Raw genomic sequence first — 21,377 nt, forward strand, 5'->3', positions numbered from 1 at the left:
CTATTGGTGCGTAAATTCGCCTTGTTTTCCCTAAAACTCTCTGGCTAGAAAAGGAAAAAACTAAGCTGTTCTTTAGAAACAATGAGTTGGAACATTCCTTATCCAAACCTCAGGTTAGATAGCTTAGCAGTTTATTTTTACTATTCTTCTACTAATTGAATGCTGCGATAAAACGCACCATCATCCTCAGCCAATAACGAAACCAGCTCAGGCAACACTTGATCCATGGTTTTCTTTAAGGTCCAAGGCGGATTGATCACCATCATGCCAGAAGCCGTCATGCCTCGTTCTTGGGTATCTGCGCGAGTGGCAAGTTCAAACACCTGAATATTACGCACTCCAGATTCAATCAGGCTCGATTCCATGGCATCAATGCGTTCACGGTCAACAACGGGATACCAGATCATATACACGCCGGAATCAAACTTTTTGTGCGCTTTTATGATACTTTTGACCGCAACATCATAATCGGATTTGATCTCATAAGGAGGATCCATCAGCACACAGGCTCTGCGTGAAGCTGGAGGCACCAATCCTAACAGCCCTTTAAAACCATCATTCCCAGTGACGCGCAGTGATTTTTTATGTGCCGTATTTTGCTTTAATAGCTCAAGATCTTTTGGATGTAGCTCAAAAAACCAGCCGTTATCCTGACGACGTAAGAAGTGCTCCGCTACCTTAGGAGAGCCGGGATAATGGCTTAATTTATCGCCTTCGTTAAAAGACTTGATTAGTGCCACATAATCGCTAATTGCCGACACGGTTCCTGAATAACTCCACAGCTTAGCGATGCCTTGCAGATACTCCTGAGTTTTTTGTGCATCACTACTCGCTAGCTCAAAAAAACCAGCGCCAGAGTGCGTATCCACGTAATCATACGGCTTATCTTTTTTAGCCATGTATGACAAAGCTTCTGCCAATACTAAATGTTTGATCACATCGGCAGGGTTTCCTGCATGAAAAGAATGTCGATAACTGAGCATAACCCCGCCTTGATAAAAATAATAACAACACAGGTGAAATAAACCTGAGCTAAATTTGGGCAATGATTCATCAATTTTTAACTTTAGACTGAATCACTTCTGAACAAAATATTCCAATATCGGCATTATCTCTTAAAAGTTGAGAAAAATCAGCAGAAAGTCGCGTAAACACTAGCATCCTTAGCCGCTTTGTTTTACATTTGCATGACAAATCACAGTCACATGAGCGCATTAATGAATAACCAAGATCTCCAAAAACTCGACCAGTTGATTGACCAACTTTTGAGCCAAAATAACCAGTTAAAATCGGAAGTTTCGGCACTGAAAGAACAAAATCAAAAACTCATCGATGAAAATGAAACCCTACAGCTTGAAATGCTAGAAAGCGAAGAAAAGCAAAAAGAATTTAGTTCATCTTTATCTGGCCTACTTGATAAGTTGCAAACACAACAGGCTAGCTAATGTCTGAGCAGAATAACCAAGTGACAGTGACGTTACTTGGCAAGTCACATCAATTTGCATGTGCACCAGATCAAGAAGAAGCGCTGCATAACGCCGTAGCGCTTTTAGACCGACGTGTAGAAGAAATGCGTAAACGCTCAACCGTTCGCAATGATCACAATGCGTTATTACTCGCAGCCTTACACCTTTGTCATGATTTACAAGCATTGGAAGCAAAGCAACAGCAAGACGCAGAGTTCGTTTCCACGCTCATCGACAAGTTAGTGCTGCCAGCAGGCGAATAATGCCGACATACTGGAGCAAACCTATCTTACGTCGCATCTCTCTTATTTGGGCTATCATTCTATTGGCGGCAAGTTTTAAAAGCACCGCCGCCAATGCTAATCGGTTCCATAAAGTCAATGACGCGGTTTATTTTATCCAAGGAAAAGATAGCGCTTTACAGCCCAATCAAGCTTTAGTTATTGGCAAGCAGTGTGCGCTACTGGCATCCATACATGGCGACCTTGTCACCACTGAAGCCTTAATTATTGAACTAAAAAAGCGTCTCACCGTCCCTCTTTGTTACCTAGTGTCTTTGCATTCAGATATCAAACAAGACACCAGCGTTGTGCTACTCAAGCATGCTTATCCAAATGTGCAATGGCTAAGCCCAACGGCAATATCAGCTACCTCACTGACGACTGCCTTTCACTCACAGCTTGAGCTTTTTAACCAAAGCGTTATGCTCAGTGAAAATCGTATCGCCTCTCTTGAACCAAGTGAACGGCCAAAGTGGCAAACCAAACTTGCGCTAGCAAAAAGTAGAATTGCAACCTGGTCCAAGCTCGCCACACAAGCGCCATCAAGTAAAACCATTGGTAACGCGCCTAAAACTGTGGAGCTAGGAGGTGTAGTGGCTGAGCTTACTCAAGTCACGGGCTTTAGCGGTCATGATATCAGTGTTTATCTGCCAAAATATCAAGGCTTGATTGCAGGTTTTAGCGTGGATCAAATTCCACTTGCGCATTTACCGCATACTATACAGTGGCAACATACTCTTACTCGCTTTAATCGCTATGCACTTGATTGGATACTGCCAGCAACGGGAAAGCCCTATCGCCCTGAAATGCTGACCACTCCTGCACAATTTTTAGCTTTGTTAGCGTTACAAGATACTCAGCAAGTGGTTGAAAAAATGAGAACTCTATATCCAAATAAACACATGCAGCAACGCGCGTTATTACAGTGGCAACACTTTCAGCAGCAAAGAAATTTTGAATAAAACTTAACCTCTCGGTATAGTTAAAGGATGAACAGAGCATTAATACAGCTGAGTGGGTTAATATTATTAGCTATGCTCGCTGGATGTAAAAGCAGCAGCAGTCCACAGGTGAGCAGGCAAGCCATTTTGTCGGCTCTCACTCAAGTGCCCGCAGAAAAGCCGGTCACGCCTCCCGCTTTAGTCAAAGCAAAGCCACTTAAAGTCAACACCGTTAAAGCCCCCCTCAGAGACGATGATCTATGGCAACACATACGCCAAAAGCTTAGTTTTAATACTGCACCTCACCCAAGGCTTGACAAGCGCATAAAATGGTATTTATCACAGCCTAATTATCTCAATGTGGTAAATAAGCGCGCCGCTCCCTACTTTTATCACGTAGTAAAAAAGGTAGAGCGAAAAGGTCTTCCGATTGAAATCGCATTACTCCCTTTTGTCGAAAGTGACTTTAGACCAAAGGCCAAATCGCAACAAAATGCGGTGGGAGTTTGGCAACTAGTGGATGCCACTGCCTACCATTTCGGCATCAAGAAAGACGAATGGTATGACGGTCGACAGGATGTGTTAGCATCGACTGACGCCGCGCTTGATTATTTGCTGTATTTACATGAACGCTTTGATGGCGACTGGCTACATGCGCTTGCGGCCTACAATAGCGGTGAAGGGCGTGTCAAAAAGGCCATCGCAAAAAATAGAAAAGCCGGAAAGTCGACCCACTTTTGGCATTTACCATTACCAAAAGAAACCGCGGACTACGTGCCTAAACTCTTAGCCCTCAGCCACTTACTAAAAACCTCACCCAAGGGTTTTAAGATACCAAGTTTGCCCAACAAGGCCACTACGTCGATACTTGATATTGGACAGCAATTTGACGTCAACCAACTGGCTAAACTCAGTGGCATCAAAAAGCGTCAACTATATGCACTCAATCAAGGGATCTTGAAACACAGAAGCTCGCCAAACGGTCCACACAAAGTGTTATTGCCATTATCCGAGCAAGCATTATTGAAAAGTGCATTTTTCAGGGAAAACTTCAGCCAAGGCTACACCGTCAAAGCTAACGACACACTCTACCGCATCGCATTAAATGCGGGGATGAGCGTAAATGCATTAAAAGCGCTAAACAATAAGACTTCCAATTTAATCCGAGTCGGTGAAAAGCTATTAGTTTCCGAGAGTAATGAGCAGTTGGACTTACTCGTAGACTATGACGTAAGCCCTTATATTCAAGAAATAAAACCCAAGCCCATACCACAAGTGGAACATCACCACACCATAAAACAAGGCGAGTCATTGTGGACTATCAGCCGTCACTACAAGGTCGCGGTAAAAGATTTATTAAATTGGAATTCACTCACAGCGCAGAGCCTATTAAAACCAGGCAAAGTGTTAATGGTGTTGTTGCCAGCTCCTGCTTCGGCAAAAAGCAATAAGACTCAACCGGCTAGCTCCTCAATCTCTAGCATTGAAGCTATCCAATCCATACTGCGCCATGGCAAGCCAAAGCAAGATGAGCGCCTAAATTAAAGGGATAGACTTGCGTCTAAGAAGCGCACTCACGTAAACTACACGCTTTACAGGTAGATGCTATATGGCGTCACCGAACACTATTTATTTAAGGTTTACTTATGCACATTGCAAAGAACACAGTGGTAGAGTTTCACTACACACTTCACGAAGGTGACAGCCAAATCGAATCAAGCAAAGAAGGCGAGCCACTAAACTACCTGCACGGTACTGAAGGCATGCTACCTGGTCTCGAAAGTGAACTTGAAGGTAAAGTCGCTGGCGATAGCTTTACGGTAACCTTAACACCAGAACAAGCTTATGGCGAATATCAAGAGGGTCTAGTACAACGTATTCCTATAAAGCACCTTCAAGGTCTTGGTGACAGTAAGGTTTGGAAGCCAGGCATGACTGCTATTGTCGATTCAAACCAAGGTCGTCATCAGGTTAAGGTAGTAAAAGTAGGACGCTTTAATGCAGATTGCGACTTAAACCACCCATTTGCAGGCAAAACACTTACTTTTGATGTTGAGGTCCTTTCTGTACGCGAAGCAACTGCAGAAGAAATTTCACATGGTCACGTGCACGCTGCTGGCGGCTGCGGACACTAATGATGAACAAAGTTGCCATCGTTACCGGTGGCAGCTTTGGCATTGGCGCCGCCATTGTCGACAAGCTGCTATCGCAACAATACACCGTTTATAACCTCGATATTCAACCCAGTAAACAAGGGATCTTTCGTCATTGTGACGTCAGTAAAGTCGCCGATGTAAAGGCAACCATTGCAGATATAGTTTCAGAGGCTGGGCAAATAGATGCGCTCGTTTCAAACGCGGGGAAACATCTGAGTGCAACAATCGAAGATACCGACGAAGCCACTCTCGACGCCCTTTTTGCATTGAATGTGAAAGGCGCTTATGCCGCCATTCAAGCCGTATTACCAAGCATGAAGTCACAAGGTAACGGTAGCATCGTATTGATGTCGTCGGATCAAGCGATTATTGGTAAACCTAACTCTTTCGCTTACAACCTGTCTAAATGTGCGCTTGCTTCGATGGCGAAAACCACAGCATTGGATTACGCCAAATTTAACATTCGCGCGAATGCCGTGTGCCCAGGCACAATTGAAACTCCGTTATTCCACAATGCCATTGATAGTTACTGCGCGCGCAGCGGCGCTGATAAAGCAGAAATCGTTGCAGAAGAAGCCCAGTTGCAACCATTGGGTAGATTAGGGCAACCGCAAGAGATTGCAGCACTGGTTGCTTTCTTGCTAAGTGAGGATGCGAGTTTTATTACAGGTAGCCTACAAAGCATTGATGGCGGTTATACTGCACAGTAAAAAAGGAATGCGTGATGAGTCTGAGAATTATTGATAGCCACCTACACTTTTTCGATTTAGCGTTAGGACAATATTCTTGGCTCAAGCACAACCCACCCGCTTGGCCTAATCTGGAAAAAATAAGGCAGAACCATACCCTTACAAGTCTCCCCCACCATGCACAGTTTACACTCGAAGCCTTAGTCCATGTGGAAGCTGGCTTTGATAATCACAATCCCATCAACGAGTTACACTGGTTAAAGCAAGAACTAGGAAGCTTTCCTTTTAAAGCTGTGGGTTACGCACCCATTAACGCTACGCCTGAGCAATTTAGCGCTGCTATAACGGCTTTAGCACACCCTCATCTCGTGGCGATAAGAGACATCACCGAGGGCAGTGATAGCCAACGTTTATCCGCACCTTTCGTGCACGAAAATCTCACCTATCTTGCCGAGCATGGACTACATTTTGAGGCGCAATTAGAATTTAAGCAAAGCGAAAAAGTCGACCTTTTATTACGACTTGCCGAGCAAGAAGCTGACCTTAAAATCGTATTTAACCATGCGGGATTTATCGACGCCACCAGCCCTTGTACAGATATATTAAGGCGCATTGGAGCGCTTAACAATGTCATGATCAAGTGCTCTGGCCACGAGATGTTAGCAAGCCCACTGACACTCACTCAGTGGCTTACTCACTTAATCACACATGCGGGAGAAGAGAGCCTAATGCTAGGTTCGAATTATCCGGTTTCTCTTATGCAAAAAAGCTATTGGCAAATATGGCAGGATTATTTAGACGTGATAGGCATATCGTCAACTTGGCATAAACTCAGCCGAGACAATGCCAAAAGTTGCTATGGATTATGAGCGGATCTGAACAAGATCGTAAGCAACTAGCTCAGGTACAATGCGCTGTAGTTTTTCTTCCGTTTGATCTAAAGTGTTTAAGCACTCGCAATATTCTGCCGCCTTTTCTTCTAATTGATGTGCTTTTTTCTGCAGCGATTTATCAATCTCTTTCGAAATAATCTCCATGCGTTGTCCCATATCGTTGATGCGATCTTCGATATTCCCTTCGCGAGATTTAAACGCATCTCCCAAGGAAACTAAAATAGAGCCCAACGAACCATGAACAGCAGAATGAATTTTTTGGCTGATCTCTTTAGTAAAGAAATCATCAATTTTAGAAAGTGATTGTGGTGCGATAAAAAAGAAATCATCCCCCCGCTTAAACTTATCCATCAGCGCACGTTCAACGTATTGCAGTTGCGTTTTGAGCACTTCAGGTTCTTTGTCGGACATCCCCTCAACTACTTGCTCAATCGCACTCAATCCGAGGTTTACACCATCGGTCGCCAGATTAACCAGCTCAGGAACGGTATCTCGTATTCCTACAGAATATTCGCGCACAACTTTCTCACCTTCCTGATCTAACTCAATCCAGCGGCCTAAAATAAAAAGCTGACTATCATTGTTGATTTGGATCCGGGTCTGACCATCATCAACGATACGAATTTCGTTGTCAGTGATGATAAGGCCATGCCCAAGTTCAACATCGCACTTATTTTTTGCATGTACAGAAGACGCCAATACGGCACAAGACAAGGCTATCGCGCTGAGTAATCGATTCATATGACCTCCTGTGTGCAGAACGTAAGACGGGAAAGGGGTGCTTCAGGAGAGTACCAAAAGATCAAACAATCCCAAAGCCATTTTAGACGGATGAAAGTAACAAGCTATGTCTGACTGGCAATATTAGAGATCCATATCCGTTAGCATCAAAGGCAATAGCAATACCACGGATAAGGGCTATTGATAGTATCTTACTAACCTGACAAAAGCATCCGCAGTTTTAATGGTTGGATTATTTTTACCATCAGCAAACTGATACACCCAAGCGAACTGAGGTTGCCCTGCTTGGGTTGTTGCAGACCAGTAATTATTACTTTTGGTCGTTGGAAATATCGTTATATTTATCGCTGGAGTGACGCACTCGTGATACACAATACTGGCCAGTTCTTTAACGTTAGGCACTTGCCAGTCGGTAAACCCTGCAAACTGATCTTCGTTGGCAACTACTAACGCCTGCTGCCAAGTCAGTTGCTGAGCGTTGTCTTCACAGCTTTGAGAAGTAGCGTTATAACTTTGCCCAAAATTGCAGCGCTGCCACATTAATCCAGTTTGGCTATCGAGCACAGTACCATTACTGTTTATCGTATAGCGACTGGTATTGGAGCCGGTACCAACGCAAGTTTGCGCTTGGCAAACAGCCGTGAATGACAAAGTAAATAGTGTAGTTGCAATAATTTTCATACCACGCTCCCTAGGGATTTCTTACTAACCTAACAAATGCGCTGCTAGACTTTTCTACGGCAAAATCATTGCCCGTATCCATGTCGATAACATAAGCTCTTCTCAGCGTGCCACCAGTCCCATCTAAACTCGACTGCAAGGTCCAGTAATAGCGATGACCAAGCGTGGTTGTGCTAGGTAAGTTAGGGAAAAGCGCTTCATCTATCACCGCAGTACTTGCACTACCGTAATCTAGTAGTCCAAGTAGTTCCATATAAGTTGGTAAGCGCCAGTTGTTACCACCACAGTAACTTTGCTCTCCAACGGCAGGATTATTCACTTCATCAATCAAAGCTTGAATACCACAATGAGTATCCTGCGGACAGGTTGTATTTGCTGCGGCCTGCACACTCCCCTCCGCAACCGCTCCGTCTACCTCAACATACCAGGTATAACTATTTTGTGCGTTGCGAGAAGAAGTATTTGGTAATGTACCCGAACTTGCTTCTTTTACTTCCCAAATAAGTCCTGTGACGTTATCACGAACGCAAGCAAAGTCCGTAGCGTCATCAGGCAGCTCATCCGCAAAGCGATTTAGTTTAGTAAAGTCAAAACCTGCTCGACCACTGCCTTCTTTCGCCACTTGAGTGGCGAAATTATCACGCCCACGCTGCGCATCTTGAGCCGTAAACTGCGTCATACTACAGGTGATCGCATCGGTATTGTTATAACACGTAGTTTGACCACTATCGTTTAGTTTACCTAATGGCTTTTTCTCGATATCAATGCGCACGGTGTCAGTAGCAGAGCGGTTTTGCGAGTCAGTAACGGTCAACTCAAATTCCACTTGCGACAAAATATTTTGATCTGGTGCATTAAAAGTTGTTGAACACCCTGTAACAGAACTTAACGCTATCTGAGTGCCAGACGTCACTTGCCGCCATACACACTGTTTCTGACCAGATACAGTATCACTGTTTGAACCATCAAGCGTGACCTCATCAAACTCTTGCACTTGCTGGTCGCTCCCAGCATCAGCCACTACCACATCCGAATTCGCAAGTAGTCCGAGGGTAAACTGGGTACTGGCTTGTCCGCCTTCATCATCGGTAACCGTCAACTGCCAGATTGATGCCTGAGAGACAGCCAACAAGGGATGTATAAAAGACACAGTAGCCGTATCTAACCCTGTAGGCTGTATTGTCGCAGGGCCACTTACTTGCTGCCATTGATAAGCAACCACTTGGCCATTTTCGTCAGGATCGGAAGAGCCAGCGCCACTGAGGACAATATTATCTTTATATTTGGCGGGTAATGTTTCCGGTGCACTTTGGCTGATACTTGGTATAGGTAATTGATTGTTAGATTTGATAGCAACCGTCACTTGGTCGCTTGCAAGGCTGCCATCAGGCGCAACATAATCAACCTGAATAAGTAAATTGACATCGGCTTTGATATCCGGTGCAACAAAAACGGCTTGTTGCTCTGCAATTGGAAATTCACTGACGTTTGCACCAGAGATAACTTGCCAGTTAAACGTACCACCTGCAGGTGATGCTTGTGCATTCAAGGTGACTTCTGTTTTTTCGGTTACTTGGACATCAGCTCCAGCGTTAACCGATGCGCTGACTTGGCTCGGTTCATCACTCCCAGAGCCTCCGCCACAGCCTGTTAATACTAGCGCAAGTACAGCCCAACTTCCCTTGAATGCATTCATATTATTCCTTATAAACTATAGATAACTTTCTTGATGTATCCGCACAAACAACTTAGTGCCAACTTTGCTATAATCTACCTTGTATTCTCGACCGTCTAACGCCTGAATAAACAACAACCGTTTCACTTCACCAAACACATCAATACTCGAAACGTGAACAACCTCTAAATAACGCTCTTTGGCTTCTCTGCGATTTCTCGGCAGCTCTTCCTTAAAAGGCACTAAACCGTTTGCAGTCACCTTGATTTTTGGGTGTGCTTCACCATTTACAATCACAAGATCTAACTTCTTCTCTTTGTGAATAATGGTATTACGCCCGCTTTTAATATAGGCCGTTTCTAAGCTCATATTGGTGTATCCTGTTACATCTTCAGTAGGTGGTTTGTTCTTTTAACAATGCTTTTACCACCTCTTTAGGGTTAAGTTTCCAGCGGTTTAACATGACTGAAAATTGCCAAATATCCCTGTCTAAGGCAGTCGCGGGGAGCAATAAATCATATCCCGTCACTGTCTTTAAATTATCCATCCGGTTTGCAAACATTGCCATTAAACCAGTATATTCTTTTCCCGCCTTGGAGCGAAAAACGGTTTCTTCTATCAACCATTCAGATGGGCAGTTGCCATTTTCGCAATGCATTTTAACAGCTTGTAAAAAAATATGCCGCTGCTCGATCAATAATTTACCCGCGAGTCGCGGTGTTAAATTTAATAAAAACGCATCAATATCATTAAGTTTAATACCAACTGCATTTAACTCAAGTGTTTCAACACCTTGTTGAACTTTGGGAATGCCGCTGGAGTGGAAGTTTACAATGGATAGCGGCCAAGCTCCATATTTATGCACATACCTAAACTCTTGTTCTGTAAAGTATAAGCTAAAATATGGTTGCTGACTTTTAAGGAAGCCAACAAAAATAGCCACTAGCATGGCGCTGGCAAGAAATATTTCTACAATAGTAATAGCTGTACCACGCAAGTTGACAAAAAGCATGATAACAACCAATCCAATTGCACCAACCAGCATAAATTCAACGCCATTGCGGTCAGCGGTTGCACGTAGTTTTGCTTCAAGCATAGGTATACCAGACATAAAAGATGTACATGATGATCGCCCATGCGACTAATTTGCGTATTGTGATGCATCGTTTACATGAATGATTGTATTTCATAATATTTAATTTAGGTACAAACACTTAAATTGAATTACATTTTCGTTTAATGCACAAATTTACAGGATATGCCGTCGACTTTGTTAGCCTTTAATTTTGTAAACTAGAGACAAATTATAATCTGGGTCACTTTTATGCGTCATCAATCAGGAAAAGCACTGTTTCCTTTTATCATTGTAGTGCTAGTCGTCATCAGCGGCTATTTATATTTACCAGCCTCGGAAGGCAAAATGAGTGGCAACTCTGCACCCGTAACCTCCGTTCAAGCTCATACCGTAACCAAAGAGGAACGTATTATTGCTGTTCACTCTATTGGTTCCGCCAGAGCAAATCAAGCTATCAACGTGAGTAGCGCTCAAAGCGACTATGTGGCAGCCCTCTTTTTCGATGACGGAGATGTCGTAAAAAAAGGCGATAAGCTAGTCCAGTTGCGTGATGCCGAAGAGAAGCTCGATATCGAGGCGCTGAAAGTGACGCTAAAAGAAGAAATCAGACAACTAAACCGCCTTAAAGACCTTGCAAAAACTCAATCGGCGGCTCGCTCTCAACTAGAAGCGCAATCAGCAAAGGTTGACACCTTAACGGCACAATTGGAAGCCACCAAAACAAAACTCACCGAGATGACCATTTATGCGCCATTCGATGGATTATTGGGTACTCGAAATATCTCTATCGGTAGCTTCGTAAACAACAATACTGTGATCACCACACTCGATGACATTAGCATCATCAAAGTGGATTTTCAGGTACCAGAAAAATACCTAGCGCAACTACAACTTGGTATGCAAGTGAATGCACAAAGCGAAGCTTACCCAGAGCAACTATTTACCGGTAAGGTCTCCCATATTGACCCGCGTATTAATGAACAAACGCGTTCGGTACGAGTAACAGCAAGTTTCACCAATCTAGACCATAAACTCCGCCCAGGTATGCTGCTACACATGGGGCTGGAATTGGCTCGATTACAAGCCCTTCTGGTACCAGAAAAAAGCATCATTCCAAGACAAAATAAGCATTTTGTATTTGTCATTGACGACCAAGGTAAAGCACAACAACGTGAGGTGCACCTGCAAACTCGCTTTAGCGGCTGGGTGGCTATCGACGAAGGGCTTACAGAGGGGCAACAAGTGATCACGGAAGGCACCTTGAAGATCCGCTCAGGCTCAAAAGTTGAAGTAAAGGGGTAAAGCGAGGTGAGAATAACTGATACGGCGGTTAAACGCCCGATCTTCGCGATCGTCATTAACTTATTGTTGCTAACATTTGGCTTAGTAGCATTTTCTATGCTACCGCTACGAGAATACCCAGATATTGAAACCCCAATTGTCAGTGTAAGCACTAACTACACAGGCGCATCAGCGGAAGTAGTAGAAACCAAGATCACCCAAGTATTAGAAAACCGAATTTCGGGGATCGAAGGGATCAAAAGTATAAATTCTAGTAGCCGTAATGGCAGCTCCAATATCACTATCGAATTTAATATCGATCGCGATATCGACGCCGCTGCAAATGATGTGCGTGAGCGCGTTTCACGCGCGCTGGATAGATTACCAGAGCAAGTTAGGCCGCCTGAAGTATCGAAATCAAACAGCGACGAAAGCCCTATTGCTTGGTTTGTACTCAACAGCGAAACCATGGATACCTTGCAGCTGTCAGACTATGCCCAGCGCTTTATCGTTGATCGTCTGGCGGTTGTTGATGGCGTATCGAATGTACGTATTGGCGGTGAGCGTCAATACGCCATGAAGATTTGGCTAGACCGAAAAGCGATGGCCGCCCGTGGGATCACCAGTAGTGATATTGAGCAAGTGCTACGCAGAGAGAACGTAGAATTACCGGCTGGTGAAATTGAATCTATTGACCGTGACTTTTCTGTTCGTATTGCCAGAAGCTATAAAACTCAAGAAGACTTTGACAACCTAGTGATTAAGCGCGGCGAACAAGGATATTTAGTGCGACTTGGTGAAGTTGCACAGGTGATACTTGAAGCCGCTGACGACGAAAGTACCTTCCGTGGTAATGGTAAAAATATGATTGGCCTTGGCGTTGTAAAGCAAGCCAAAGCCAATACGCTAGAAGTTGTCGACAACGCCCGTAAAGAGCTTGAAAAAATAAAACGCAACCTGCCTCAAGGCACGACCATAGAAGACAGCTACGATTCTTCTATTTTTATCCGTGAGTCCATTGCTGAAGTATATAGCACACTTGCGATTGCCATGGCTTTGGTGGTACTCGTTATCTACATCTTCCTTGGCAATATCCGCGCTACGCTTATCCCCGCAGTTACCGTGCCGGTAGCCTTAATTGCAACCTTTATGTTCTTGCTGGCCATGGGGTATTCCATCAACTTGCTGACGCTGCTTGCACTTGTGCTTGCCATCGGCCTTGTAGTCGATGACGCTATTGTGATGCTTGAAAATATCTACCGCCGTATCGAGCTTGGCGAACCCAAGTTATTGGCAGCATATCGTGGTGCGCGTGAAGTAGGCTTTGCCATCATTGCAACAACGCTGGTTTTGGTTGCCGTGTTTATACCCTTAGTCTTTATGGATGGTCGTATTGGTGCCCTATTTACCGAGTTTGCCTTTGCAGTAAGTGCCGCAGTGCTGTTTTCCAGTATTACCGCATTGACCTTGTCTCCAGCCCTTTGCTCCAAAGTACTAAAGCCTAGCAATAAAGAAAACCGCTTTAGTCAGTGGATGGATCGTCAATTTGGACGACTAGAGCAAGGTTATCGTCGTGTTTTACAAGACAACTTATCGCGTAAATACAGCCTGATTGTGATGTTGGCACTGGCGGGCTTTACCAGCTATAGCCTATTTAAACAGATCCCATCTGAACTGACACCAAAAGAAGACCGTGGTACTTTCTTCGTCATGATGAATGGCCCAGAAGGGACAAGCTACGAAAACAACTCGCAAAATATGGCGAAAATTGAAGAGCGACTGCTTCCTTATGTAGACTCAGAGGAACTTAGCCGCGTGCTTATTCGGGTGCCTGGTTGGGGTGGTCAAGGCGGTGTTGCTATTATCGGCATGCCAGACTGGGATGAGCGAAAACGCTCTACTTGGGAAGTCATGGATGAGATCAGCGGTAAAATGCAAGACGTTACAGATATTCGTGCCTTTGCTATTATGCGCCGTGGTATTGGCGGCGGCGGTAACTCACGCCCCATTGAGTTTGTCCTACAAGGTAACGACTATGACGAATTGGCTGCATGGCGCGATCGCATTCTAGAACGCGCACGAGAAAACAAAGGACTGGTTCGTCTCGATCACGATTACAAAGAAACCTTCCCACAGTTTTTGATAAGCATTGATAAAACCAAAGCCGCAGACTTAGGCGTGTCGGTAAGTGCCATCGGGCAAACGCTAGAAACCATGCTAGGGCAACGCCGTGTTACCACCTTTATTGACCGCGGTGAAGAATACGATGTGATCTTAAAAGGCACCAAAGCCGACTTCTCTGCCCCAGATAATATTTCTGATATTTATGTGAAATCTCGTAGCGATGAGCTCGTGCCATTAGACAGTTTGATCACCATAAAAGAAGAAGCCACAGCTTCTCGATTAAACCGCTACAACCGTATGCGCGCTATCACTATCACGGCAAACCTCGCTGGCGACTATACACTGGAGCAAGCGCTCGACTTTTTAAATAAAGTTGCCGCCGAAGAGAATGATATCGACGGCGCCATCGACTATAAAGGCGAGTCACAGCTGTTTTATGAAGGTGCATCAGCGATGACCTATGTGTTTATTCTGGCGCTCACCGTTACTTTCCTAGTATTAGCCGCACAGTTTGAAAGCTTTGTCCATCCACTGGTTATCATGCTCACCGTACCGCTGGGTTTAGTTGGTGCGATGTATGGATTATTTGTCACCGACAGCACGCTCAATATTTATAGCCAGATTGGTATTGTTATGTTGATTGGCCTTAGCGCCAAAAACGGTATCTTAATCGTGGAATTTGCTAACCAATTGCGTGACAAAGGTATTGCCTTCGAGCAAGCCATTGTTGATGCTGCAGCGCAGCGATTAAGACCTATTATCATGACCTCGCTAACGACCGTGATGAGCTCTATCCCACTTGTTTTTGCAACGGGCCCAGGGTTCGAAAGCCGCATGGTGATCGGTGTCGTGATTTTTGCTGGTGTCAGTGTTGCCACCATTTTAACCTTGTTTGTTATCCCAACCGCCTATACTTTACTAGCTAAGAAGACGCAATCTCCAGAAGAGACGACAAAACGTCTTGAGGAGCAGTCGAAACAACATCCTGAGCAGGAGGTATAATGGCAAATTTACAAACCGCAACTTTTGGTGGTGGCTGTTTTTGGTGTATTGATGCGGCATTTCGCCGCGTCAATGGCGTTGAGTCAGTGCAATCAGGTTACGCAGGTGGCCACACAGATAATCCCACCTATCAAATGATATGTCGGGGAAACAGTGGCCATGCTGAGGTAGTCCAACTGCAATTTGATGCCGATATTGTCAGCTTTGATACTTTGCTTAATATGTTTTTTACCCTGCATGACCCAACGCAGTTGAATCGCCAAGGCAACGACATTGGTACTCAGTACCGCAGTGTGGTGTTTTATCATGACCAGCAGCAACAGCAACAAACTCAAGATTGTATTGCGCAGCTTCAAAGCCAGTTAAGTGAAAAAATAGTGACTGAGGTTAGCCCTGCGCCTGAATTTTATCCTGCTGAGCACTATCATCAAGATTATTACACTGAAAACCCAAACCAAGGCTATTGTAGTGTGATGATCGCCCCTAAAATTGCGAAGTTTGAAAGCCATTTTGCGGCAAATTTAAAGCACTAAACTTGTGTGCCGAACGCAATAGATTGCGTTCGGCTTACGACTTACGGCAACATAGGTATAGCAAATACATAAAAACTAGTGCGGCCATCTTTAATCCGCAAATGCCCACGCATTACTTCCATTTCTAAATTAGCAGTATCACCTGGTCTTAAGGTATCTAAACCTTTAAGCGGAACAACACCTGAATTGATTAACTGGGCGTTGTGTTTAATGACCTGCGGAATATCTTCGCTCATATCCACACCCAAGAATTCAAACACATCAATCACAATACGGCTAAATTCTGTATAAAGCTTGTCGAAAATCCCTGGAGTCAAGGTATCTATTAAATCGAGGATCCACGGCAACTCTACTTTTGTCGTCACCACAGGCTTAAAGCTAGAAATTAAAGGATCTAACTCAAGTTGCTGGGTACGTACATCATACTTACCTTTAATGGTGACATTTTCGTTATTAATATAGACATGGATATAAATATTCATCCCAAGCTGCTTCTTACGAAACTTAGCGTAAGACTTCAAATCGAAGCCATCGATCAACACCGGGACTTTATTTTGCGCATCGACTCTACCTGCGATTTTCATATGCATTGTGCCGTAGAGACTAGTCGTATGGCTCACTTTATTTGAACTAGATTGCGCGGCAATATTGTTGACGATATCGGTCGTCAACTCTTTGTAGTTATGTTCCACATTCGAAAATTGCTGATGAATGATATCTGAAACCTGCGTATACATTTCCTTTGGACCTTGGCTAGATGTTGTCCTGCCAGTAGACCAACACTCTCCACCGGTATAAATCACAGGCACAGATATAGGCGTTAGGTGATCGTTGCCAGGGTGACGATAGTACATCATGCTTCGGATCCGACTACAGGTTTGCGATGGCGCGTTAAACCAAGCGAAATCGCCCGTCATTGATTGTGTTGAAAATTGAGGTTCAAGCTGGTTTTCAGGTAGTGAGGCTTGTGCTGATGTGACAATGCCAAGCGTAAGTAACCCAAATAATAGTGACTTCATGTTCTTTTCCTTAAGGTAGTAATAATACAAATCAAATCTATTATCAACCACGCATGAGGCAGAACACCAGTTACAAATGTAATGCAACTAGGGCCTGTTGATCTTTCAAGTTTGTTTTTGCAGCAGTTTGACTGGTATTTATACAAGGCAGAGCCTGCGTAGCATAGTTATTCTATGTAAGTCAGGTGATAACACAGTAGAAATGCCAGTCAAGCGCTGCCCTTTGGGTTCACCTGAGTGCGCTTTGTTCATTGTTGCTCAACTTTTGCCTAGATTACTAGGCGGCAAGTTGAGCGTCGCGATCAAAACACACTCAGAAGAACAAAAATCAAACAGCAAAGGTCAACAGGCCCTAAATGATAAATAAGAAAAGTGATCCATTACGCAGATGGATCACTCTGGGTATTGAAAAGCAGTTAACGCATTAGAAGCTGTAGCTCACACCAACGTAGGCTTGTCTACCTAGTGGCTTATAGCCCAGTAAAGAGCCATCTTTTGCTTCGCCCGCTGTGGCATTGAAATAACGCTTATCGGTTAGGTTTTCAATTCGGCCATTTAACTTGAATCCGTCGAAAAACGTATAGTTAGCAGCTAAGTTAAACAGCGTATATGACGGTAAAGTCACTGTATATGCACCTTCAGCTCCCCATACTTTATCGTCGCGATTACCTCTATGGACTAAGGTCAGTGTTGCGTCAACATTTTCCCACTCTTTACTGACTGAATAAGTTAAGGTACGTCTCGCTCTGCGCTGTAATTGCTTATCGGTATCAGCGTCTTTAGCACTCACATAGCTCGCATTTACCGTATGCTCGATACCAAAGTTGTCTTCAATTTCGATAGAAAGATCAGCACCTTCAAAGTCAGCGCGCTGAACATTGTAAGGGACATATTTCCATTTATCATTTTGCTGATAAACGATTTTATCAGTAATACGGTTATCGTATACCGCAGCTTCCACACGGAAGTTCTCGCCGCTCCATGTAACAATAATTTCGTTATTAGTGGCTTCTTCCGGCTTAATCTTTGGGTTAGGTAAATAGTAAGGACTATCAATCACAAACGCCTGTGATAAAGAAGGTGCTCTAAAGGCAGTACCATGATTCAACTTAACACTTAGGCCATCCATGAGTTGTTTGCCTACAGCAACCGTGTAAGTGTTTGCACGACCATGGAAATCATAATCATCCGTTCTCAGTACAACCTCTGCCAGCCAATTTTCATCGTTGTAAAACCCACCGAGTGCTAAAGATAGGTTATCACGCTCAGGCTCTGAAAAAGAGGCGGTAGAATCACCAACATCTTCATTTAGAAAGGTAAAGTTACCTGTGAAGATCAAAGCTTCAGTTAAACTATATTGCGACTGATATTCAAATTGGCTGCGTTTGGTGACATAAGTATTATCGTCAGCACTATTACCGATTTGAACATTTTGTTCCTTGCCTAAGCTGTATGACGCACTTTGGCTAAACTTATCAGTACGTCTTTTCCACGCCAGCTTATTGGTGTAGTTATGGAAACGGTAAGCATCACTACCAAAAGAGTCATACTCCCCTTCACCTTCACTGTACTGTGAGCGTAAGCTAAAAATGCCACTTTCTTCATCACCATACTGCACATTTAAACCGGCATTACCGTTATAATATCCATCACGGTCATGGTTTTTTGTGATTGCAGCTTCAGGGTCTTTCTCAATCACATCATAGCCATCGGTATGAGTATAACCCGCATTAGCTGCAATACTAAGCTTGTCTTTTTTGTAATTTACCGTCGCCTCGGTCTTGGAGTAATTGTCACTCCCAGTCGTAAGCGCGATAGTATTATTATTCCCTTCACGACTAATAATATTAATCACGCCAGCAATGGCATCTGAACCATAAATCGCAGCTTTGGCACCACGAATAATCTCAATTCTTTCGATGCTATTAAGTGGTAAGTTAGTAAGCGAATTGTCACCGGAGTTTGCATCCGTCACTCGAACCCCATCGATTAACACTAGCGTATGCTTAGCATCATTACCGCGTAGGAATAAACTCACGCTTTGGCCAAAGCCACCGTTTCTAACCGCTTGAATACCTGCGACATTATCGAGTAACGATACGACATCTTGAACATTGCTTTTTTCAATTTCAGCACGATCTATAACCGTAATCGCGGACAATGCGCTTTCTAGAGATTGTTCAAATTTATTGGCTGTAACAGTGATATGTTCAATATTTTGATCAGCAAATGCTGAAAAAGAAAGCGCCGTCGCTATCGCCGCGCTTAGAGCAGTTTTATTTAACATGGTTTCCCCTAACTTGTACCCACCGTACAAGAACACAAAGTGACTGTTCCAAGGCCGGTCTCCGGGCTCAGTAAATCTGCAGATTGGCAGTTCACTCTACCGTTGCGGGGGCAGCGCTGGCATAGAACCGATCCAAGCTAATCACGTGTAATAAAGGGCCTTACTCAATTTATCATTGATTAACGTAATTAGATGTTCCCTTGTGTTCGCACCAGTTTCCCGATTATCTATACACTTAGCAACCATACTAGGTTGTGTACAGCACCTTGAAAATGCGAGGCTATTGTCTTGGGTTTCGGAATGATTGTCAATGGACGTCTAGAAATCCAAAAGTGCAATCTATGCACTTTTGGAGTGAAGTTAAGCGTAATTAGTCGCGGAAGTTTTTGAATTGAAATGGCTGACCAAGCTCACCGGAGCGAACCAGTTGCATCGTTTCTTGTAAATCGTCACGCTTTTTACCCGTTACACGCACCGTATCGCCTTGAATTGACGCTTGGACTTTAACTTTTGAGTCTTTAATAAGCTTAACCAGTTTTTTCGCCATCTCTTTGTCGATGCCTTGCTTTAACGCCACCTTACGCGATACGTATTTGCCAGAGCGCTCAATGTCTTTTAACTCGAAGCTTGCCACATCAAGGCCGCGCTTCGCCGCTTTACCCACTAGCATATCGAATAATTGCATAACTTGTTGTTCTGCTTCCGCTTTAAGGTTGATCATTTCACCGTTTAGCTCAATTGACGCATCTACGCCACGAAAATCAAACCGCGTGTCAAGTTCACGAACCGCGTTGTCTACGGTATTTTTTGCTTCTGTCATATCAATTTCAGATACAATATCAAATGAAGGCATGCTTCTCTCCTAAAGTCATTTTGGCTCGATTATAGCAGTTTATGCTTAATTTGAGTTACTTTAAGTTTTTAAACAGCATATTAGGATGTTCACCCAATGGACAGTTTTCGATGTTATACTGCTCGCTTAGTCATACAGAAGTAGGATGTATTGTGACACGGCGCGTTTATAAAGCTCTTTTGATTATCTCTTTGATTATATGTACAGTGCTATTCGCAAAGGAAATTAGCTTGTCTCCAAAGTTGTTGCCAAATATCGATAAAGTGGCACATTTTGGCGTGTTTTTTGTGCTAGCATTTATTTCTCATCATGCTTTTAGGTTCAAAGTATGGTTTCATTTAGTTCTGCTTTCTTTATATGGAGCAGGAATTGAGTGGATGCAGCATACACTGCCTTACCGTCAAGCATCTACCGCTGACTTTTTGGCTGATGTAGCCGGTGCAGTCAGTTATTTTGTTCTACTTTATATTTGGACAAGTTGGCGCAGCAGAAAACATGGCTAACATACATATTTTAGGTGAAGGGGCGATAGGCTTACTGCTCGCCCAGCACCTTAGTCAATCTCATCACATTACGCTTATCACTCGAAACAAACGCGCAGCGACTTATCGCTATCAAACATCAAGTATTCAACAAACCATTCCTTGCCATACCGAAACACTTGCAAAACTCCCTGCCAGCAGTATAGATACGCTAATCATTCCCGTTAAAGCATATCAAATCATCGAAGCACTCCGAGCGCTTCGCCCTGCACTTTCAAAAAATGCAACGCTAATACTGAGTCATAATGGTATGGTAGATTGGTCTTGTGAGTTAGCGTCGCTTGATGCGACACAATCCGCCTACTTCTTAAGTACATCCATCGCAGGCTATAAAGTCGCAGACACTGTGCATCATACAGGACAAGGCGCAACTTGGTTTGGGCCGTTAAATTTACCAGCCAAATGCCATTACCAGAGTGTATTCTCGCAACTGTTTAGCGCATTTGAAAATGCCCAAACTACATTTGACATCATGCCAACACTTTGGAAAAAGCTGGCGGTTAATATTGCCATTAACCCGTTAAGTGCATTGGAACAAGTCGCAAATGGCCAGCTAAGACAGCCCAAATACGCAACTCAAATCCTTAATTTAATGAATGAAGTACAGCTTGTGGCCGCAGGTACAGGCGTAACCTTAGCGCTTAGCGAGCTAGTCTCGCTTGCTTACACCGTAATGGCGCAAACCGCTAACAATCGTTCTTCAATGAATCAAGATCTCGCGAATAATCGGCGCACAGAAATTGACGCCATGTGCGGGTATATTTGCGAGCTAGCAGCGAAGCAAAATATCAATGTACCGTTTAATCAACAGTTACTTGAGGAAGTGAATAAGCGCTGGCAGCTAGCGCGACAATAGGCGTAAGTTCTCAGCGGGTAAACCACCTTCCACAAAACTATTTGCACAGCGAATTAGGGATACAGCTCGTTGAGCGTTTTTGCAATACTTGCAAGCAGCTTAACTGCTAAAGCCGTAGAAGATCTCACAAGCAGCTAATACCAATTGAATTAATTATCTAATCAATTTGAAGGGTGAAATAGCATATTAGCTTCGTTAAAAATTTCTTATTTAGAACAACTAAATAGCAAAATTTTTGCCTTGCCTATATGGATATAGGTACCTTAGCGGTAGCACGACCCT

General features: G+C 43.8%; 21 protein-coding genes and 1 riboswitch. Of the genes, 12 read left to right on the forward strand and 9 right to left on the reverse strand.

Translation table 11 applies throughout. The features are described 5' to 3' along the window. Positions 1-140: 140 nt before the first annotated feature. Positions 141-983 carry a 23S rRNA (adenine(2030)-N(6))-methyltransferase RlmJ gene (locus CWC03_RS11670; protein WP_138582079.1) on the reverse strand — a complete coding sequence of 281 codons (843 nt, stop codon included), beginning with the start codon at positions 981-983 and terminating at the stop codon, positions 141-143. A 234-nt stretch (positions 984-1,217) separates the two neighbouring features. Between CWC03_RS11670 and CWC03_RS11675 the strand changes: the two genes are divergently transcribed. The 7 genes from CWC03_RS11675 to CWC03_RS11705 all read left to right on the forward strand — a co-directional run bounded on the left by CWC03_RS11675 (position 1,218) and on the right by CWC03_RS11705 (position 6,402). Beyond that, entirely contained in the window at positions 1,218-1,445 is a 228-nt protein-coding gene (locus CWC03_RS11675; RefSeq protein WP_010374211.1) for a hypothetical protein, read from the forward strand. Continuing rightward, the gene (locus tag CWC03_RS11680; RefSeq protein ID WP_010607148.1) at positions 1,445-1,729 is read left to right on the forward strand and encodes a cell division protein ZapA; all 285 of its coding nucleotides are present in this window, start codon (positions 1,445-1,447) and stop codon (positions 1,727-1,729) included. The genes CWC03_RS11675 and CWC03_RS11680 overlap by 1 nt, the downstream gene beginning before the upstream one ends. After that, positions 1,729-2,709 carry a hypothetical protein gene (locus CWC03_RS11685; RefSeq protein ID WP_138582080.1) on the forward strand — a complete coding sequence of 327 codons (981 nt, stop codon included), beginning with the start codon at positions 1,729-1,731 and terminating at the stop codon, positions 2,707-2,709. The genes CWC03_RS11680 and CWC03_RS11685 overlap by 1 nt, the downstream gene beginning before the upstream one ends. Before the next feature lie 27 nt (positions 2,710-2,736). Then, positions 2,737-4,233, forward strand: a complete 1,497-nt coding sequence (locus tag CWC03_RS11690) for a transglycosylase SLT domain-containing protein (RefSeq protein ID WP_502705368.1) — start codon at positions 2,737-2,739, stop codon at positions 4,231-4,233. Positions 4,234-4,334: 101 nt separating this feature from the next. Then, the gene (locus tag CWC03_RS11695; RefSeq protein WP_138582081.1) at positions 4,335-4,823 is read left to right on the forward strand and encodes an FKBP-type peptidyl-prolyl cis-trans isomerase; all 489 of its coding nucleotides are present in this window, start codon (positions 4,335-4,337) and stop codon (positions 4,821-4,823) included. A 2-nt stretch (positions 4,824-4,825) separates the two neighbouring features. After that, entirely contained in the window at positions 4,826-5,554 is a 729-nt protein-coding gene (locus CWC03_RS11700; protein ID WP_138582096.1) for an SDR family NAD(P)-dependent oxidoreductase, read from the forward strand. Between the two features lie 14 nt (positions 5,555-5,568). After that, entirely contained in the window at positions 5,569-6,402 is an 834-nt protein-coding gene (locus CWC03_RS11705) for an amidohydrolase family protein (protein ID WP_138582082.1), read from the forward strand. On the opposite strand, the gene CWC03_RS11710 is transcribed toward CWC03_RS11705, so the two are convergent. The 5 genes from CWC03_RS11710 to CWC03_RS11730 all read right to left on the reverse strand — a co-directional run bounded on the left by CWC03_RS11710 (position 6,397) and on the right by CWC03_RS11730 (position 10,634). Beyond that, positions 6,397-7,167: a YggN family protein gene (locus tag CWC03_RS11710; RefSeq protein ID WP_138582083.1), complete on the reverse strand. Its 771-nt coding sequence runs from the start codon at positions 7,165-7,167 to the stop codon at positions 6,397-6,399. The genes CWC03_RS11705 and CWC03_RS11710 overlap by 6 nt on opposite strands. A gap of 177 nt (positions 7,168-7,344) precedes the next feature. Beyond that, positions 7,345-7,848: an Lcl C-terminal domain-containing protein gene (locus CWC03_RS11715; RefSeq protein WP_138582084.1), complete on the reverse strand. Its 504-nt coding sequence runs from the start codon at positions 7,846-7,848 to the stop codon at positions 7,345-7,347. Between the two features lie 10 nt (positions 7,849-7,858). After that, on the reverse strand, positions 7,859-9,544 hold the full coding sequence (locus CWC03_RS11720) for an Lcl C-terminal domain-containing protein (protein WP_138582085.1): 1,686 nt from the start codon (positions 9,542-9,544) through the stop codon (positions 7,859-7,861). A gap of 15 nt (positions 9,545-9,559) precedes the next feature. Then, on the reverse strand, positions 9,560-9,892 hold the full coding sequence (locus tag CWC03_RS11725) for a hypothetical protein (RefSeq protein ID WP_102057579.1): 333 nt from the start codon (positions 9,890-9,892) through the stop codon (positions 9,560-9,562). A 22-nt stretch (positions 9,893-9,914) separates the two neighbouring features. Further along, on the reverse strand, positions 9,915-10,634 hold the full coding sequence (locus tag CWC03_RS11730; RefSeq protein ID WP_502705369.1) for a DUF2982 domain-containing protein: 720 nt from the start codon (positions 10,632-10,634) through the stop codon (positions 9,915-9,917). A 213-nt stretch (positions 10,635-10,847) separates the two neighbouring features. Here CWC03_RS11730 and CWC03_RS11735 point away from each other — a divergent pair, with 213 nt between their 5' ends. Genes CWC03_RS11735 through msrA form a run of 3 tightly spaced genes read left to right on the forward strand, consistent with a single transcriptional unit; the run spans position 10,848 to position 15,538 of the window. After that, complete coding sequence (locus CWC03_RS11735; RefSeq protein WP_138582087.1) at positions 10,848-11,900, forward strand: efflux RND transporter periplasmic adaptor subunit; 1,053 nt, start codon at positions 10,848-10,850, stop codon at positions 11,898-11,900. A 6-nt stretch (positions 11,901-11,906) separates the two neighbouring features. Beyond that, a complete protein-coding gene (locus tag CWC03_RS11740) occupies positions 11,907-15,005 on the forward strand; it encodes an efflux RND transporter permease subunit (RefSeq protein ID WP_138582088.1) in 3,099 nt (1,032 codons plus the stop codon). After that, positions 15,005-15,538, forward strand: a complete 534-nt coding sequence (gene msrA, locus CWC03_RS11745) for a peptide-methionine (S)-S-oxide reductase MsrA (RefSeq protein ID WP_138582089.1) — start codon at positions 15,005-15,007, stop codon at positions 15,536-15,538. Before CWC03_RS11740 ends, msrA begins: the two co-directional genes overlap by 1 nt. A 41-nt stretch (positions 15,539-15,579) precedes the next feature. Here msrA and CWC03_RS11750 read toward each other — a convergent pair whose 3' ends face one another. The 3 genes from CWC03_RS11750 to CWC03_RS11770 all read right to left on the reverse strand — a co-directional run bounded on the left by CWC03_RS11750 (position 15,580) and on the right by CWC03_RS11770 (position 19,697). Further along, complete coding sequence (locus tag CWC03_RS11750) at positions 15,580-16,557, reverse strand: hypothetical protein (protein ID WP_010374234.1); 978 nt, start codon at positions 16,555-16,557, stop codon at positions 15,580-15,582. A gap of 424 nt (positions 16,558-16,981) precedes the next feature. Continuing rightward, entirely contained in the window at positions 16,982-18,844 is a 1,863-nt protein-coding gene (locus CWC03_RS11765; protein ID WP_138582091.1) for a TonB-dependent receptor domain-containing protein, read from the reverse strand. A 35-nt stretch (positions 18,845-18,879) separates the two neighbouring features. Then, a riboswitch (cobalamin riboswitch) is annotated at positions 18,880-19,128 on the reverse strand. An 86-nt stretch (positions 19,129-19,214) separates the two neighbouring features. Next, a complete protein-coding gene (locus CWC03_RS11770) occupies positions 19,215-19,697 on the reverse strand; it encodes a YajQ family cyclic di-GMP-binding protein (protein WP_138582092.1) in 483 nt (160 codons plus the stop codon). Between the two features lie 230 nt (positions 19,698-19,927). On the opposite strand from CWC03_RS11770, the gene CWC03_RS11775 reads away from it, so the two are divergent. Both CWC03_RS11775 and CWC03_RS11780 read left to right on the forward strand, forming a co-directional pair. Then, entirely contained in the window at positions 19,928-20,200 is a 273-nt protein-coding gene (locus CWC03_RS11775) for a VanZ family protein (protein ID WP_138582093.1), read from the forward strand. Further along, on the forward strand, positions 20,193-21,095 hold the full coding sequence (locus CWC03_RS11780; RefSeq protein ID WP_138582094.1) for a ketopantoate reductase family protein: 903 nt from the start codon (positions 20,193-20,195) through the stop codon (positions 21,093-21,095). Before CWC03_RS11775 ends, CWC03_RS11780 begins: the two co-directional genes overlap by 8 nt. The last annotated feature ends 282 nt before the right edge of the window (positions 21,096-21,377 follow it).

Origin of the sequence: Pseudoalteromonas sp. S2755, from assembly GCF_005886535.1 — a bacterium.
GTDB lineage: Bacteria > Pseudomonadota > Gammaproteobacteria > Enterobacterales > Alteromonadaceae > Pseudoalteromonas.

What these genes read in the sequence shown, in the direction of transcription:
- CWC03_RS11750 (WP_010374234.1), bottom strand. Translation starts at nt 16,557, where the DNA reads ATGAAGTCACTATTATTTGGGTTACTTACGCTTGGCATTGTCACATCA.
- CWC03_RS11765 (WP_138582091.1), bottom strand. Translation starts at nt 18,844, where the DNA reads ATGTTAAATAAAACTGCTCTAAGCGCGGCGATAGCGACGGCGCTTTCT.
- CWC03_RS11780 (WP_138582094.1), top strand. Translation starts at nt 20,193, where the DNA reads ATGGCTAACATACATATTTTAGGTGAAGGGGCGATAGGCTTACTGCTC.
- CWC03_RS11685 (WP_138582080.1), top strand. Translation starts at nt 1,729, where the DNA reads ATGCCGACATACTGGAGCAAACCTATCTTACGTCGCATCTCTCTTATT.
- CWC03_RS11705 (WP_138582082.1), top strand. Translation starts at nt 5,569, where the DNA reads ATGAGTCTGAGAATTATTGATAGCCACCTACACTTTTTCGATTTAGCG.
- CWC03_RS11770 (WP_138582092.1), bottom strand. Translation starts at nt 19,697, where the DNA reads ATGCCTTCATTTGATATTGTATCTGAAATTGATATGACAGAAGCAAAA.
- CWC03_RS11730 (WP_502705369.1), bottom strand. Translation starts at nt 10,634, where the DNA reads ATGTCTGGTATACCTATGCTTGAAGCAAAACTACGTGCAACCGCTGAC.
- CWC03_RS11690 (WP_502705368.1), top strand. Translation starts at nt 2,737, where the DNA reads ATGAACAGAGCATTAATACAGCTGAGTGGGTTAATATTATTAGCTATG.
- CWC03_RS11710 (WP_138582083.1), bottom strand. Translation starts at nt 7,167, where the DNA reads ATGAATCGATTACTCAGCGCGATAGCCTTGTCTTGTGCCGTATTGGCG.
- CWC03_RS11715 (WP_138582084.1), bottom strand. Translation starts at nt 7,848, where the DNA reads ATGAAAATTATTGCAACTACACTATTTACTTTGTCATTCACGGCTGTT.
- CWC03_RS11675 (WP_010374211.1), top strand. Translation starts at nt 1,218, where the DNA reads ATGAATAACCAAGATCTCCAAAAACTCGACCAGTTGATTGACCAACTT.
- CWC03_RS11670 (WP_138582079.1), bottom strand. Translation starts at nt 983, where the DNA reads ATGCTCAGTTATCGACATTCTTTTCATGCAGGAAACCCTGCCGATGTG.
- CWC03_RS11695 (WP_138582081.1), top strand. Translation starts at nt 4,335, where the DNA reads ATGCACATTGCAAAGAACACAGTGGTAGAGTTTCACTACACACTTCAC.
- CWC03_RS11720 (WP_138582085.1), bottom strand. Translation starts at nt 9,544, where the DNA reads ATGAATGCATTCAAGGGAAGTTGGGCTGTACTTGCGCTAGTATTAACA.
- msrA (WP_138582089.1), top strand. Translation starts at nt 15,005, where the DNA reads ATGGCAAATTTACAAACCGCAACTTTTGGTGGTGGCTGTTTTTGGTGT.
- CWC03_RS11735 (WP_138582087.1), top strand. Translation starts at nt 10,848, where the DNA reads ATGCGTCATCAATCAGGAAAAGCACTGTTTCCTTTTATCATTGTAGTG.
- CWC03_RS11700 (WP_138582096.1), top strand. Translation starts at nt 4,826, where the DNA reads ATGAACAAAGTTGCCATCGTTACCGGTGGCAGCTTTGGCATTGGCGCC.
- CWC03_RS11725 (WP_102057579.1), bottom strand. Translation starts at nt 9,892, where the DNA reads ATGAGCTTAGAAACGGCCTATATTAAAAGCGGGCGTAATACCATTATT.
- CWC03_RS11680 (WP_010607148.1), top strand. Translation starts at nt 1,445, where the DNA reads ATGTCTGAGCAGAATAACCAAGTGACAGTGACGTTACTTGGCAAGTCA.